The 14752-nt window shown below is 73.8% G+C and carries 14 protein-coding genes; 8 read left to right on the forward strand and 6 right to left on the reverse strand.

Going from position 1 to position 14752, the window contains the following annotated elements:
* Positions 1-389 precede the first annotated feature (389 nt).
* From J3P41_RS04970 to J3P41_RS04990, 5 genes are read right to left on the reverse strand one after another with little or no spacing between them, the layout of a single operon-like run.
* Positions 390-1223, reverse strand: a complete 834-nt coding sequence (locus J3P41_RS04970; protein ID WP_210649095.1) for a sulfotransferase — start codon at positions 1221-1223, stop codon at positions 390-392.
* Positions 1220-2125, reverse strand: coding sequence for a glycosyltransferase (locus J3P41_RS04975; protein WP_210649096.1), 906 nt, complete (start codon positions 2123-2125; stop codon positions 1220-1222). The genes J3P41_RS04970 and J3P41_RS04975 overlap by 4 nt, the downstream gene beginning before the upstream one ends.
* Before the next feature lie 44 nt (positions 2126-2169).
* Complete coding sequence (locus J3P41_RS04980) at positions 2170-3168, reverse strand: sulfotransferase (RefSeq protein WP_210649097.1); 999 nt, start codon at positions 3166-3168, stop codon at positions 2170-2172.
* Positions 3169-3196: 28 nt separating this feature from the next.
* The gene (locus J3P41_RS04985; RefSeq protein ID WP_210649098.1) at positions 3197-3754 is read right to left on the reverse strand and encodes a glycosyltransferase; all 558 of its coding nucleotides are present in this window, start codon (positions 3752-3754) and stop codon (positions 3197-3199) included.
* Complete coding sequence (locus J3P41_RS04990; RefSeq protein ID WP_210649099.1) at positions 3751-4224, reverse strand: UDP-N-acetylglucosamine--LPS N-acetylglucosamine transferase; 474 nt, start codon at positions 4222-4224, stop codon at positions 3751-3753. The genes J3P41_RS04985 and J3P41_RS04990 overlap by 4 nt, the downstream gene beginning before the upstream one ends.
* Positions 4225-4355: 131 nt before the next feature.
* Here J3P41_RS04990 and J3P41_RS04995 point away from each other — a divergent pair, with 131 nt between their 5' ends.
* Positions 4356-5354 carry a hypothetical protein gene (locus J3P41_RS04995; RefSeq protein WP_210649100.1) on the forward strand — a complete coding sequence of 333 codons (999 nt, stop codon included), beginning with the start codon at positions 4356-4358 and terminating at the stop codon, positions 5352-5354.
* Between the two features lie 2 nt (positions 5355-5356).
* Here J3P41_RS04995 and J3P41_RS05000 read toward each other — a convergent pair whose 3' ends face one another.
* Positions 5357-6163: a LamG-like jellyroll fold domain-containing protein gene (locus J3P41_RS05000; protein WP_210649101.1), complete on the reverse strand. Its 807-nt coding sequence runs from the start codon at positions 6161-6163 to the stop codon at positions 5357-5359.
* 181 nt (positions 6164-6344) lie between these two features.
* Between J3P41_RS05000 and J3P41_RS05005 the strand changes: the two genes are divergently transcribed.
* The 7 genes from J3P41_RS05005 to J3P41_RS05035 are packed head-to-tail and all read left to right on the forward strand — an operon-like array spanning position 6345 to position 14677.
* Positions 6345-7283: a sulfotransferase gene (locus J3P41_RS05005; RefSeq protein ID WP_210649102.1), complete on the forward strand. Its 939-nt coding sequence runs from the start codon at positions 6345-6347 to the stop codon at positions 7281-7283.
* Positions 7274-8632 carry a hypothetical protein gene (locus tag J3P41_RS05010; protein ID WP_210649103.1) on the forward strand — a complete coding sequence of 453 codons (1359 nt, stop codon included), beginning with the start codon at positions 7274-7276 and terminating at the stop codon, positions 8630-8632. Before J3P41_RS05005 ends, J3P41_RS05010 begins: the two co-directional genes overlap by 10 nt.
* Positions 8629-9870: a hypothetical protein gene (locus J3P41_RS05015; protein WP_210649104.1), complete on the forward strand. Its 1242-nt coding sequence runs from the start codon at positions 8629-8631 to the stop codon at positions 9868-9870. The genes J3P41_RS05010 and J3P41_RS05015 overlap by 4 nt, the downstream gene beginning before the upstream one ends.
* Positions 9871-9929: 59 nt before the next feature.
* Positions 9930-10736, forward strand: a complete 807-nt coding sequence (locus J3P41_RS05020; RefSeq protein ID WP_307861832.1) for a sulfotransferase — start codon at positions 9930-9932, stop codon at positions 10734-10736.
* On the forward strand, positions 10724-11527 hold the full coding sequence (locus J3P41_RS05025) for a hypothetical protein (RefSeq protein ID WP_210649106.1): 804 nt from the start codon (positions 10724-10726) through the stop codon (positions 11525-11527). The genes J3P41_RS05020 and J3P41_RS05025 overlap by 13 nt, the downstream gene beginning before the upstream one ends.
* On the forward strand, positions 11517-13106 hold the full coding sequence (locus tag J3P41_RS05030) for a Wzz/FepE/Etk N-terminal domain-containing protein (RefSeq protein ID WP_210649107.1): 1590 nt from the start codon (positions 11517-11519) through the stop codon (positions 13104-13106). The genes J3P41_RS05025 and J3P41_RS05030 overlap by 11 nt, the downstream gene beginning before the upstream one ends.
* Before the next feature lie 14 nt (positions 13107-13120).
* Positions 13121-14677, forward strand: coding sequence for an oligosaccharide flippase family protein (locus tag J3P41_RS05035; protein WP_210649108.1), 1557 nt, complete (start codon positions 13121-13123; stop codon positions 14675-14677).
* Positions 14678-14752: the final 75 nt, after the last annotated feature.

Below are 14752 nucleotides of genomic sequence, written 5' to 3' on the forward strand. Positions count from 1 at the left end.
GTGCCGGGCGCACGGTGGTCCTGGACGCAGCTCTACCCCCGCCGCTCCATTGACGGCGGAGCCTCGAGCACGCACGGACGACGCGGTGGCCGAATACCGTCGCCCGTAGCGCCTGGTCAGGAGCCACTGCACTCCTCGGCCGCCGCCGCCTGGATCCCACCGGCGCAGCCGTGCCCAAGCCGGGGCAGGACCACGGCCGGATGCAGGGACGTCGGGGACGACGTGTGGAGCCACCCACCCTGAGACGGCCGCAGCTCGAAACTCCAAGGGGCCGCCGAGCGCCTGACTTGCGAGGCCAGTGCCCGGCGCACGAAGGTCACGTCCCGGCGCCCGATCCATACCGCCGCGCCGATGACGGCCGGGGGACGACGGAGGGACGACGCCTGGCGCTACCAGCCCCAGGACTCCCGCAGCCTGAACCCGAAGGTGCTCTCGAGAGCCTCGACCTCCGAGGCCAGTGCCCGGCGCACGAACATCACGTCGCTGGCCCCGGGCCGCACCGCGGCGCGGTCGATCGGGCGGTAGAGGGCGCGATGCACCAGCGGCGAGCGCTTGACCGCCCCGACCAGCCGGGCGCCGTCGTGCTCGCGCACCCAGTCGGCGCCGCGTCGCACGGTCGCGGCCACCCGCACCGACCGCGCCCTCGCCGCCGGGAGCTTGGCCTCGAGGTCCTTGGGCGCGAGCGGGAGCCGGGCGATCCCGAGCGTGTCCGTGACGCCGTCGAGGAACGCCTGCGGGTCGGCCTCGAGGTCGTCGAAGAGGGCGACGTGGACGTTGTCTCGGGAGAAGTGCTGCAGGAAGCGGTCCAGCCCGGTCGCGTAGCGCCCGTGCTCCAGCAGCTCGGGACAGCTGCGCAGCGCCTCGGCGAAGGTGTCGGGCCCGATGCCGTGCTTGCGCATGTAGAGGTACGACGACCAGGCGCGGTCCACCGGGTCGCGCAGCGAGACCATGATCTTGATGTCGCCGAGCGCGTCGTGGATGCGCTGCGCCGCCTCGGGGTGGAACAGGTAGTCCTGACAGACCTCACCGACGACCTTCTCCTCCCGCGCGTCCTTGAACTGCGCGGCGTACCAGTCCAGGCCGCGGTCGTGGTAGCGGTCGAAGAAGTAGAGGTCCTTCGAGGGCGTGAGGTAGCAGTCCGGGTGCTTGATCAGCGTCTCGTGCAGCCACGACGACCCGGCCTTGTCCGGGCCGACGTAGAGGAAGTTGGGCAGACGGCTCATGACAGTCCCCTTCCGAAGCGACGCGCCATGGTGAGCAGGCGCTGGTGGTCCGTGCCGGGTCCGGCGACGGCGAGGGCGAGCCAGGCGTACGGCACCGCGGGGTGGCGGCGCAGCGCCCGGCCGGCCAGGCGGGCAGCGACCCGTCGCTCGCCGGCGGCCGCGCGGGCGTAGGCGATCTGTCCGAGGATGCGCGCGTGCCCGCGCCGGTGCGAGCCGAAGTCCGGGTGCTTGTCCAGCAGGTACTCCAGCGCCGTCGCGGTGTTGAGCCAGCGGTCACGGAACCAGGACGGGACGTCCTTGCGGATGTCGGCGAGGGTCTCCTGGACGACGCCGACCCGCCCGACGAGGCTCGCCCGCAGCAGCCAGTCGTAGTCCTCGCCGTAGCCGTGCGGCAGCTGCTCGTCGTAGAGGCCGGCGAGGTCGAAGGCCGAGCGGCGCATCATGAGGTTGGAGCTGTGCAGCTCCTTGACGCGGTTGTGCAACAGCCGCTCGTGCGTGACGACGCCCTGGGTGGCCACCCACTCCACGTCGGCCTGCGATCCCATCAGCAGCCGGATGCCGGTGCCGACGACGACCAGCGACGGGTCCTCCTCGAGGCGCTGCACCTGCTTGCGCACCTTCGTCGGGTGCCACAGGTCGTCGTCGTCGCAGCTGGCCACGAGGTCGCCCCGGGAGGCGAGCACGCCGGTGTTGCGGGCGCCGCACAGCCCACGGGTGCGCAGATTCGTCGTCGTGCGCACGAGGCGGCCGGGGCACGAGAGCGCCTCCAGGTCCTGGTCGGCCGGCTCCCCGTCGTGCACCACGAGCACCTCCATCGGGCCGGCGTAGTCCTGGTCGAGGATCGTGGCCAGCGTCTCGCGGAGCAGGTCGGGTCGCCCGTGCGTCGGGATGACGACGCTCACCAGCGGGCCTTCCCGCCCCGCCGCCGCTCGTGGTTGCTGTGTCGTCACTTCGCGATCCTCTCGTCGAGTCCGTGCCGTACGTCGGCGTGCGTGCGCTGCTGGGGCGGCCGCGGGGCGCGAGCGCCCGCGTAGCCGTAGCGGGCCAGCAGGGGCAGGGTCAGGCCCGTCACGACGGCGCGCGCCGCTGCCGGCATGTCGGTGGTCCAGGAGTCGTCCCGGCGCAGCCGCACCGTGCCGGACCGGAACCGCGACGGGTTCCCGGACAGCCCGTGACTGGGCTCGAGGACGAGCCCGCCGTCGTCCGTGCCGGGCAGCTCGTCGGCCACCACCGGTAGCCCGAGCGCGGTCGACGCGGCCACCACGGAGCCCACCGGGTCGGCCACGAAGTCCTCGTAGCGCAGCCGCGCGCTGGGCACGCCTGCGCGCGCCACCAGCTCCATCTCGAGCTGGAGGGCGCTCCACTGGGCCGCCGACCGCCGCGCCGGGATGCGCCACATGGTGTCCGTGCCCGAGACGTCGTGGGGACGGAGCACCTCGCGCTGCCACGACCAGGCGACGGCGCGGGGATCGCGCACGACGTTGAGCACCCTCAGGTCGACGCCGGGAGCGCCGGCCAGGGCCTGCCCGAGGGCCGGGCCCTTGGACGCGTCCACCACGACGCGGGCGCCGGTCACCTCCGCGACGGCACGGTAGATGGCGCTGTAGTCCGCGCGCAGGGAGGCGAGGGCGGCGGAGGGCTCTCCTCGCGGGCGCAGCAGGCCGGGCAGGTGGCGCTGGCGCGCGGATGCGTGGTGCGAGGACCGGATGCGGGCCAGCACCTCCTCCGACCAGCCGCCGAAGGCGAGCCGGCCCACTTCGTTCCACAGCGGGCAGCTCGAGAAGGAGCGTCCGCAGCCGCACAGCTCGTCGCGCGGCGCGACCGAGCGGGCGAGGTCGACCAGCTCTCCGACGTTCACCCAGCCGGGCACCGACCCCAGCACCCGCTCGACCAGCGTGGACCCCGACCGGCCGAAGCCCCCGAGATAGACGACGCAGACCCCCATCAGCTCTCCCCCTCGTCGCCGTCGGCGCTCACATGGGCCCGGACAGCTGCGTGGGGCGGTGCCGACGCGGCCGCGGGATGCGTACGGACATGAGGTGGTCGAGCTCCGCGGCGGCTCGCGCGCGGGCCGCCTGGCGGGTCCCGTCGATCGCGGCGGGCTCGCCCTCGTGCAGCCCGCCCGCGAGCCCTCCGTCGAGCTCGGCAAGCAGGCCCTCGAGCGTCCCGATCGGGCGGACCAGGCCGACGGCCCCGACCACCGCGACGAACCGTTGCTGGTGGTCGTCGACGTGCTCCCCGAGGCGCGGGTCGCGCGGCATGCAGAGCGGCACACGGCCGGCCTCGCGCGCGTCCATGATGGTGCCGGGACCACCGTGACAGACCACGACGGACGACTGCTGGATGAGCCCGACCATGACGTCGTGGGCGAGGAAGGCGTGCCCCTCGGCGACGCGGGGCGGCGGGGCGGAGCCGTGCTGCACGACGAAGCGCACGTCGGCGCGGCGCGTCGCGGCCACGTCCATCCACTCCACGAGCCGGTCGAAGGGGTGGTGGTCCGTGCCGGCGAGGGCGAGGACGACGGCGCTCACAGCAGCGGCCCGACGAGGTGGGCGTCCGGGTAGAACTCCAGCTGGCTGGGCCACTGCACCAGCCGCCGCGTGGTGAAGGGGCCGCACAGCCGTCCGGTCATCGTGGGTGAGTCCACCCGGTCGTAGACCTCGATGAAGACCGTCGGGATGCGCAGGAGCCAGGCGAGGACGAAGAAGGGGACCGCCACCCCGGCGCCGGCGCTGACCACGAGGGCGGGGCGCTCACGGCGCAGCAGACGCAGGGCGAGGACGGTGTTGCGCAGGAGGTTCGGCACGTTGCGCGTCGTCGGGTGGTGCGAGCTCGTCACCCGCTCGCCGTCGAGCCGGTCCGCCACGTCCGGCGTCCCCGGGCACACCCACAGCCGCTCCCGGCCCTCCCACCAGGGCCGCAGCGCGAGCAGGTGCGCCAGGTGCCCTCCCTGGGAGCTCACCAGCAGAACGGGTCCCGCACGTCCGTCGTCTCGCGCCATGGGCACAGGCTGTGGCACCCCGCGCAGGAGGCCCGCCGGCAGCCGGGGGGAATCCTCCATTTTGGGGGTATGCAGACAGGCCCACGCGCAGCGCACTCCCGCAGGGGGCGCGGTGTACCTACTGTCGAGACATGCGCATCGGGCGACGTCAGCTGCTGGGCGCGGGCGCCTGCGTGGCGCTGTCCGCGGCGACGACGTCGTGCCACGACGCAGAGCCGGGCAGCTCCGGGACCGTGACGGCACCTGCGGACCCGACCGCGACGACCGCGCGGGTGCCTCGACCGGACCTCTTCCCGGGGCAGCCGGCACCCGGGACGCTCTACTACGGCGCCTCGGTGCCCTACCACCGGTCCCTGTCGGACTGGGAGTCCGACCTGGGCACGAGGCTCGGGCTCAACCGCTCCTACTTCACCCCCGACGACAACGAGGTGTCCCAGCTGGTGGCGCGCTGCCGCGACGACCTCGCGCACGGCCGGATGCCGCACGTCTCGATCAAGCCGCACGGGACGTGGTCCGACGTGGCCGCCGGTCGGCGCGACTCGTGGCTGGCCAGCATGCTCGCCCCCCTCGGCGAGCTCGCGGGACCCGTCATCTTCACGCTGCACCACGAGCCGGAGAACGACGCCGGCCCTCCGGGCATGCAGCCGGCGGACTTCGTGGGCATGCAGCGGCGCGCGCTCGGCCTCGCGGCCGACCTGGCACCGTCGGTGGTCGTCGCCCCGGTGCTCCAGCACTGGACGTTCGACCCCGCTCGGCACGACGTCGACCCGGGGGCCTGGCTGGTCGAGGAGGCTCCCGTCGCCGGGTTCGACGTCTACAACCCGTGGTCGCCGCTCAACGGCAAGGAGTGGCGCAGCTTCGGCAGCAAGATGGACGAGGTCCTGCCCTGGCTGGGCGACAAGCCGATCGTGATCGGCGAGCACGGCTGTCGCGACGACCCGGCCAACCCCGGCATCGCCGCGCAGTGGATCCGCGACGCCGCCGACTACGCCCGTACGCACGGCGTCGTGTCGCTGTCGTACTACAACTCGCGCACGAGCGGGCCGGAGGGCTCGTGGGAGCTGACCGAGCCGATGGAGTCGGCGTTCGCCGAGCAGCTGGCCTCCGCGTGGGTGGCCCGGCCCGCCTGACCTCAGTCCTCCGGGTCGATGTCGACCACGACGTCGTCGACGATGCCGTGGAACTGGTCGTCGTGGTCCCCGGTGCCCGGGCTGCCGATGCGGACCGGCAGGCCCGTCTCCAGCGGTCCGCTCGGGCCGGCTCGGCGCTCGACCGACCCGTCCACGTCGATGCTGATGCCGCGACCGTCGCGGCGGCACACGATGCGGTGCCAGTCGCCGTCGGCGACCCCCGTCTCGGAGCGGACGCTGAGGACCTCGTCGCCCGAACGGATGACGCAGCTGGGCCGGCCGTCCGCGCCGTCGACCTGCAGCTTCCACTGACCGCCCGCCGAGCCGAAGCGGCCGCTCTGCACGATGTTGGAGCCGATGGCGGTCTGGTCCCTCTCCAGCAGCACGCTGGCCCCGTAGGCGAACGGCGCGGCGCCCGGCTCGAGGGCCGGGTCGGCCGGTACCTCCACGAGCGCCCGGGGGCACCCCGAGTCGTCGGTGCACCGCTCGGGGAAGGCGAGGGCGCGACCGCGCCCCGGAGCTCCGGCGACGGGCCGCGCCGTGCCGCCGTTGGCGGTGAGGACCCGGCCGGCGAACGGCCCCTCCTGGGCGTCGGCGTACTCCGGCGAGCCGTCGAAGCCGACCTGGGCGTCGTCGAACGACAGCCACAGCTCGGCGCCCGACACGTCGAGATCGGCGCCTCCGCTCGACGGCGGGTCGGTGAGCCCCTCGTCCGGCGGCGCGGGCTCGGGCGCAGCGCAGGCGCCCGCCGCGAGCATCGCTAACGCGGCCGACCAGAGCGCTGCCCGGCGCCACCTGCTGGTCCACACGATCGCGAGCCCCCTGTTCGCACGTCGGTCCTGACTGGCTACCCCGAATTGGGGATGCCCGACGACTGCCCCGCCCACGCCCACGAGCGAGACCTAGCGTCGGCACCTCGGCCACCCCCGGCGGTGGCCGGGTGGGGCACGACGGGGAGGAACGGGGATGAAGGTCCTCTATATCGTAGGCGTGGGCAGGTCCGGTAGCACCCTGCTCGAACGGACCCTCGGCACGCTGCCGGGATGGCACAACGCCGGCGAGCTCAACGCCGTCTTCTCCCGGGTCGCCCGGCAGGACCAGCGCTGCGGGTGCGGAACGCCGTTCTCCTCCTGCGACTTCTGGCAGGCCGTCGGACAGCAGGCGTTCGGCGGCTGGTCCGAGGTGACCGCCGAGATGAGCCGGCTGCAGCCGCGGGTGGTGCGACAGCGCTACGTCCCACGGCTGGTGTCGGGCGTGATGAGTGACGACGCGCGCCGCGAGCTCGGCGTGTACCTCGAGTGCCACGACCGGCTGTACCGCGCGATCGCCGACGTCGCCGGCGCCGAGGTGGTCGTCGACGCGAGCAAGTCGACCGCCCAGCTGTTCGCCCTGCGCCGGATCGCTTCGCTCGACCTGCGCGTTCTCAACCTGGTGCGCGACTCGCGGGGCGTCGCCAACTCGTGGAACAAGCCCGGCCTGGTCAAGCCGCAGTCACGCGACGGCGAGTCGATGGGCACCTACTCGCCCCAGCGCCTCGCGGTGCTCTGGTCGGCGCTGCAGGCCGAGTCGGCGATGCTGTGCGCGGCTGCGCCGTACGCCACGCGGATGCGCTACGAGGACCTGGTCAGCGACCCGCGGCCCACCCTGGAGCGGGCCCTGGAGGAGGTGGGCCTTCCCGCCGCGCCGGGATCGCTGGCCCACGTGGGCGACCACAGCGTGGAGCTGCCGGCCAGCCACGGGGTCGCCGGCAGCCGCACCCGCTTCACCACCGGCCACGTCGAGCTGCGGCTCGACGACGCCTGGCGCTCGAGCCTTCCATCCGCCTCCAGGCGGGTCGTCACGGCCGTCACCTGGCCGCAGCTGGTCAGCTACGGCTACGCCGGCCGGCACGCGGCGGACGAGCGGACGGGGACGACCGCATGGCGCTGAGCCTCGCCGCGCCGGCCGTCCGGACCGACGTCCCTACCCGCGAGCGCCGGCTGCTGCGCCCGGGCTGGCCGCTCGCCGTGCTCTACCTCGGCTTCCCGCTGTGGTGGGCGCTCGGCCTGGCCCAGCTCATCTTCTTCTTCTCGGCGGCCGCCATGGCCGTTCTCCTGCGGCGGCAGGGCGCGCTGCGCGTGCCCCGCGGTTTCGCGCTCTGGCTGCTGTTCCTGATCTGGATGGGCGCCGGCGTCTTCGTCACCTACGCCCAGGCCCCCGGCACGGTCCCCGGAGGCGGTCTCGGCCGGCTCGCGGGCTTCGTGGTCTGGGGCGGCTGGTACGTCGCCATCACCGTCGTGATGCTCTACGTCGTCAACACCGCCCGGGAGGTGTCCTCCCAGCGCATCGTGCGCCTGCTCGCGTGGATGTTCGTCGTCACCACCGGGTTCGGGGTGCTGGCCATGGTCGCCCCCACGCTGGAGTTCGAGTCGCCGGTCGAGATGGTGCTGCCGCAGCAGCTGACGTCGAAGAACTTCGTGCGCACCCTGGTGCACCCGTCCCTGTCCTCGTCCAGCGACTTCCTGGGCTACGTGCAGGCCAGGCCCACCGCGCCGTTCCCCTACTCCAACGCGTGGGGCAACAACATCGCGCTCTACCTGCCGTTCTTCGTCCTGGCCTGGATGGGGCGCGACGGCGGCTGGCGTCGCAAGGTGGCTCCGCTCGTCCTGGTCGCCGCGGTCTTCCCCATCACGTTCTCGCTCAACCGGGGACTGTGGATCTCGCTGGCGGTGGCGGCGGTCTACGCGGCGTTCCGGCTGGCCGCCAACGGGAGGGCGCGTGCGCTGCAGGCCCTCGTCGCCGCGGTGCTCGTCGGTGGCATCGCGTTCGTCTCCTCCCCGCTGTACGACACCCTGCTGCTGCGGGTCGAGACGCCGCACAGCAACGACCGGCGGGCCGGGACCGCGGAGACGGTCGTGTCGGTGACCGCCCAGGGGTCCCCGGTCGTCGGCTACGGCACCACGCGGACGATGCAGGGGAGCTTCAGCTCCCTGGCGGGCGGCGAGACCGACCAGTGCCACCAGTGCGCGGCTCCCCCGCTCGGCACCCAGGGCTTCATGTGGCGCCTGGTGCTGACCACCGGGTTCGGCGGCACGGTGCTGTGCCTGGCGTTCTTCGCCCACCAGTTCCTGCGACGAGCCCGCGGGCCCGCGCCCCTGGACGTCACCTGCTGCACGGTGCTGCTGGTCGCGGTCCTGTGCTTCTTCGTCTACGACTCCCTCGGCTCGGCCATGTTCACCGTGATGGTGGCCGTCGGCCTCATGGCCCGCGCCGACGACCCGATCGAGGAGGCGTCATGAGCGCCGAACTGGTGAGCCCGTCGGGCTCCTACGCCGCAGAGGTCGCCCGGCTGCTGTGGCCCGCTCCCTGGGGGACGCCGCAGCTCACCCGCGCCCGGCGTCCGGCCGGGTCGAGCCACCGAGACGTCTACCTGTTCCCCAGCGACACCAACCCGCGGCTGCTGGTGCCCGCCGACCTGCCCGGGTCCTCGGTGATGATCCGCCGGCTCGGCGGCTCCCGGTCCGGGTGGGCCGGGCCCGCCCGCCGGGTGCTCGAGCGGACGGTGCGCTCGCGCGCGTTCCCGCTCCTGGGGTGGCCGCGGCTGCGGGTGCAGGGCGACGACCCGGACGCCGACTCGATCGAGCGGCACCTCACCGCGGCCCTGGGCGCCGAGGTGCGGGTCGGCGTGCTGCTGGGGACCCGGCGGGTCAACCAGAAGCCGGTCCTCCAGCTCTTCGGAGCCGACGGCGCGGTGCTGGGCTACGCCAAGATCGGGCACAACGAGCTGACCTCGGCACTGGTGCGCCGGGAAGCAGCCGCCCTCACGGCACTCGCCGCGGCGCAGCCGCAGCGCTTCCGCGCCCCCCGCGTGCTGCACCATGACAGCTGGGGCGGGCTCGAGGTCCTCGTCATGTCACCCCTCGCGTCCGGCGACGGTCCCCGGGTTCCGCGTACGGCCCGCATCGCCGCCGCCGGCGAGGTCATCCGCCTCGGCAATCCCACCACGACCACGCTCGGGCAGAGCGCCTACTTCACCCGGCTGGTCGCTCGCGCCCTCGGGCTCACGCAGCTCGACGGCGCCGACCGGCTGCTCGACTGCGTCGAGGTCCTCGCGCAGCGCCACGGCGGCGACGCCCTGACGTTCGGCGGCTGGCACGGCGACTGGGGGCACTGGAACATGGCCATGTCGCAAGGGGTCCTGCAGGTGTGGGACTGGGAGCGGCACGAGCCGGACGTCCCGCTCGGCTTCGACGAGCTCCACTTCGCCGCGCAGTCGGTGCGGCCCGAGGAGCGGGCCGCGGGCGAGCAGGAGCGAGCGTTCCTCGCCGCGTGCGACGCGCACCTGGCGCGACTCGACGTGCCGTCCGGCCAGCACCGGCTCACCCTGCTGCTCTACCTCGCCGAGATGTCGGCCCGCTACCTCGAGGCGCTGCGGCACGGCGCGACGCCGGTGCTCCGGCTGCGCACCGACTGGGTCGCCTCGCTCCTCGAACGCCAGCTGCACCACCCAGGTCACGCACGGAACGGAGAATCATGACTATTCGTCGGGCACTGCCCCAGCCGGTCAAGCACGCGGGAAGGTTGGTCTCCGTAGGCGTGGGGACGGTCACCGCCTCGCGTCGTCAGCTCCCCACCTTCATCCTGGTCGGCGCCCAGCGGGCGGGGACGACCTCGCTGTTCCGCGCGCTGCAGTCGCATCCCCTGGTGCACTCGGCGAACTACCACAAGGGCGTCAACTACTTCGACGTCAACTACCACCGCGGCTTCGACTGGTACCAGGGCCACTTCCCGCTCGCGGCCTCGCTGCGGGGCCGCACCCAGGGGCTGCGCGGGGAGCCGATCACGTTCGAGGCGAGCGGCTACTACATGTTCCACCCGTGCGCCCCCGAGCGGATGGCCCAGCACCTGCCCGACGTGCGGATCCTGGCGATGCTGCGCGACCCGGTCGAGCGCGCGTGGTCGGCCTACAAGCACGAGCACGCCCGCGGCTTCGAGTCCGAGAGCTTCGACCGCGCGCTCGCGCTCGAGGACGAGCGGCTCGCCGGGCAGGCCGAGCGGATGGCACAGGACCCGCTGTACCAGAGCGTCAGCCACCGCCACCACGCCTACGTGCGGCGCGGGCAGTACGCCGAGCAGCTGCGCCGGATCGGCGAGCTCTTCCCGCGCGAGCACATCCACGTCGTGGAGAGCGAGTCGTTCTTCGAGCACCCGGAGCGGACCTTCGCCGGCGTCTTGGACTTCCTCGGGCTGCCGATCGTCATGCCCGAGCGCTTCGACAGGTGGAACGGCCGGCCCAGCGCCCCGATGTCGGACTCCACCCGGGCCCGCCTGCGCCGGCACTTCCGCAGCCACGACGACGCGCTGTCCGACTTCCTGGGGCGGCCGCCGGCATGGGCGAGCTGAACCGGACCGGCGGCCTGCCGCTGGTCGCCGACTACACCCGGTTCGTCCGCAGGCACCGCGCACGGATCGCTGCAGCCGTGGCGGCCGGCGTGCTGGGTGGCCTCGCGCTGTCGGCGACCCAGTCCACCACGTACTCCGCCACCGCGTCGGTGGCGCTCACGCCCGTCCCGCTCTACGTCATGGCGGCGACCTCCGAGCTGGCTCCGCCCCCGGTGAGCATCGACACCGACGCGCAGCTGCTGCGCAGTCCCGCGGTGCTGGCCGCGGTCGCCGAGGAGCTGGACGTCGACGGCGCCCGGAGCGAGGAGCACATGTCGGTGACGGCCTCGCCCAACACGAGCATCCTCCACGTCACCGTCACCGCCACCGACGCCGCCGCGGCCGCCCGCGCGGCCGACGCCGCGGCACTCGCGCTGCTCGAGGTGCGCCGCACCGCGCTCGGCGCCATCACCAACGAGCAGATCCGCCAGCTGCGGTTCCACGTCGTCGCGACCGAGGCGGCGCTGGCCCGGCAGCAGGCTCGACGCCTCGTCGTCCCCGCCCGCGACGACCTCTTCGCCGAGCTCCTCGAGCTGCGCACGCGGCTGGACGAGCTCGAGAGCGCCAGGCGCACGCCTGCGGAGGTCATCGAGCCGGCCCCTGATCGCGGGCAGGCGGTCTACGCCAACAGCGAGGTCCCGGTGACCTCGGGAGCCGCTCTCGGACTGGTCATCGGCTGCCTGGTCGGCGCCGCACGAGATCGATCGAGGGACGAGCACTCCGTCCCCAAGGAGGACGAACATGCCGCATGACACCCACGCCGCCGCACCGGGCGGGAAGCTCGCCCGGGCCGCTCGTCACCACATCGTCCTCGTCGCCGTCCTCACGGCCCTGGGCCTGGGCGCCGGGTGGTACGTCGCGGGCGCGCAGCCTGCGACGTACACCAGCACCACACGCGTGCTGATCAACCCATCGGTCGGCAACCCGTTCTCTGCGACCCCCGCGTCGGTACGCCAGGACGAGGTCACCAGCCTGGAGACCGAGGCGCAGATGGTCCGGTCCGCCGAGGTGCTCGCCGCGGTCGTCGAGCGCGGCGACGGCCTCACGGTCGAGGGCCTCGCCTCGCGGTTGCAGGTGAGCGTGCCGCCCAGCACCCAGATCCTCGAGATCACCTACTCAGCCGGCGACGCGAGCTTCGCCCGGCAGGTGGCCGGAGCCGTCGCGACGGCCTACCTCGACAACCGCGACGCCCGCTTCCAGCGCATCCAGGACGAGCGCGTCGGACGGCTCGAGACCCAGACGGTGCGCACCGTCGAGGACCTGCGCGCAGCGACGTCCGCGGCGCAGAGGGGCACCCCGGCCCAGCGCGCCTTCAACAACGAGCTCGCCGACGCGCTGCGCAACGAGCTGGTCAACCTGCGCGCCCAGCGCACCTCGCTGGAGAACCTGACCTCGCCTCCGGGCACCGTCATCGCCCCGGCGTCCGTGCCGGCCGGACCGCCGCTCCTGACCACGCTCGTGTGGCCGGTGGGAGGCGCCCTGGCGGGACTCGCTCTGGGCCTGCTGCTCGCCGTCGTGCTCGAGCGCACGCGTGGCGTGGTGCGGTCCGCGAGGGAGGCCCAGGACGTCGGTGTCCCGGTCGTCGCGGCCGTCCCCGCGGCCGGGTGGCGTGACCGCCGGCGCCCGGACAGCAGGCGGGAGGCCGTCGACGCAGCCGTACGTCGCCTCCGCACCACGATCCTCGACCTCGACGACCGCCCCGGCGTCATCACCGTCACCGGTACGACGTCCGACACGAGCGACGCCGGCGCCGCGGAGGCCCTCGCCGGGTCGTTCACCAGGGCGGGGCACCGGGTGGTGCTGGTGCGGCCCGGCCACGCGCCCGGGGCCGAGGACCTCGCCGTTGACGAGCGCGGCCTGGCCCAGCTGCTGCTGCACGAGCGGCTCGACGTCCACGACGTGCTGCGCCCGAGCGTCGAGCCGCTGCTGAGCGTGCTCGACGGCGGCGCCTGGACCGCGGAGACCCGGGAGCTGCTGACCGCGGACCGGGTGCGGGAGGTGCTGCAACCCCTCGTGGACGAGGGCAACATCGTCGTGATCGAGGCGCCCGGCCGCGGCACCGCGGACGGCGAGGCCCACCTCGCGGCGGCCGATCTCGGGGTGGTGGTGGTCACCAGGTCGCGGACCCGGCGCCGGGCGCTCGAGGAGGTCGTGGGTGAGGCGCGCGCCTCGCTGTCCTCGGTCGTCGCGCTCGTCGTCGGCCCCCGGGACCTCGCGCAGCGGTCCCGACCCAGCCGCCACGCGGACTCGACACCGACCGCGACGGGTCGCGACGCCCGACGCAACGCCCGACGCGACACCTCGCACGGCGCGCCCCGGGCGCGAGCGTGACCCCCTTGGCCCCGGTGTCCCCCGCTGGTCGGGCCTCGCCGCACAGCGGCCAGCTGGAGCGGCTGGCCAGGCGGGGCACCGCCAGCATGATCGGCGCCGGCTTCAGCGGGGTCTTCGGGGTCGTGCTGGTCGTCATCGTCACCAACGGCTTCTCCCCGGCGGTGGCCGGCACCCTGTTCGCTGCGACGGCAGCCTTCCTGATCCTGGAGTCGGTCGCGCTGCTGGGCACCGACACCGGCCTCGTGCGGTGGCTGCCCACCCAGCTCGGCTCCGACCGTGCCGGCGATCTCCGCCGCACGGTCGTGGTCGCGGTGGCCCCCGTGCTGCTGTTCTCCGTGGTCGTCGCGGCAGGTCTGCACACCGTCGCGTCCGGTGTCGCGCCGTACCTCGTCGGGGACGCGGAGGCCGACACGATGGCGGGGATGCTCCGCGCCCTCGCGCTGGTCCTCCCCGTCGCGGCCCTGCACGACCTGGTGCTGGCCGCCACCCGCGGAGCCGGCTCGATGCGCCCGACCGTGATCGTCGAGAACATCGGCCGCCTCGGGCTGCAGTCCCTGCTGGTCGTCCTCACCTACCTGGCCGGCGGCGGCACGGTGATGCTGGCCCTGGCCTGGGCGGTTCCCTACGTCCCGGGCCTGGCCGTCTCGACGGTCTGGCTCTCTCGCCTGTTGCGTCGTGGGGCGGGCGGGCGGGCGCCGGCCACGCCCTGGGCGGTGCTGGCACGCGAGTTCTGGTCCTACACCGCGGCCCGCGGCATCGCTCGCGTCACCCAGACCGCCCTCAAGCGCTCCGACATCGTGATGGTCGCCGCGCTGGCCTCGCCGGCCGAGGCCGCCCTCTACACCGCAGCCAGCCGGTTCATCGTGCTCGGGCAGCTGTTCGTGCAGTCGGTGCAGCAGGCGCTCTCGCCGCAGATGAGCTCGCTGTTCGCGCGCGGCGAGCAGCGCGCTGCCAACGCGGTGTTCCAGGCCGCCACCCGGTGGAGCATGATCGCGGCCTGGCCGCTCTACCTCGTCACAGCCGGCTTCGCGCCGGCGCTCATGGCCCTCTTCGGCGAGGGCTACGCGTCGGCCTCCGACGTGGTGGTGATCCTCTCCCTGACGATGCTCCTGGCGACCGCCTGCGGCCCCGTCGACTCGGTGCTGCTCATGGCCGGGCGCAGCTGGCTGAGCCTCCGCAACAGCACCGTCGCGCTCGCCGTCAACGTCGGCCTCAACCTCGTCCTCATCCCGCCTCTGGGCATCCGGGGCGCGGCGATCGCCTGGGCGGTCGCGATCGTGGTGCGCAACCTCCTGCCGCTGTTCCAGGTCCGCCGCCACCTCGACATGTGGCCCGGAACGGCGCCGTCGCTGCGCGTCGGCCTCGCCGCGCTCGGGTGCTTCGGCCTCGTGGACGCGGTGCTGTGGCTCGCCGACCTGCCCCTGGTCGTCGGCATCTCGCTCACCGCCGCGGCCGCGATCGGCTACGGCGCCGTGCTGTGGACGTGGCGCGGGCCCCTCGAGCTCGCCGCGTTCCGCACCGCGCTCAGGCCACGGCACGCACCGGCGCGCCCCGGCCCCACCGCCGCCTGACCCCGCGCCCGGGCTTTCACCAAAACTGAGGTTGAGGCCTCTCCGACGGCCGACCTACGTTCGAGGCTCCAGGCG

Origin of the sequence: Nocardioides sp. SYSU D00065 (assembly GCF_017916425.1) — a bacterium.
Classification (GTDB): domain Bacteria; phylum Actinomycetota; class Actinomycetes; order Propionibacteriales; family Nocardioidaceae; genus Nocardioides.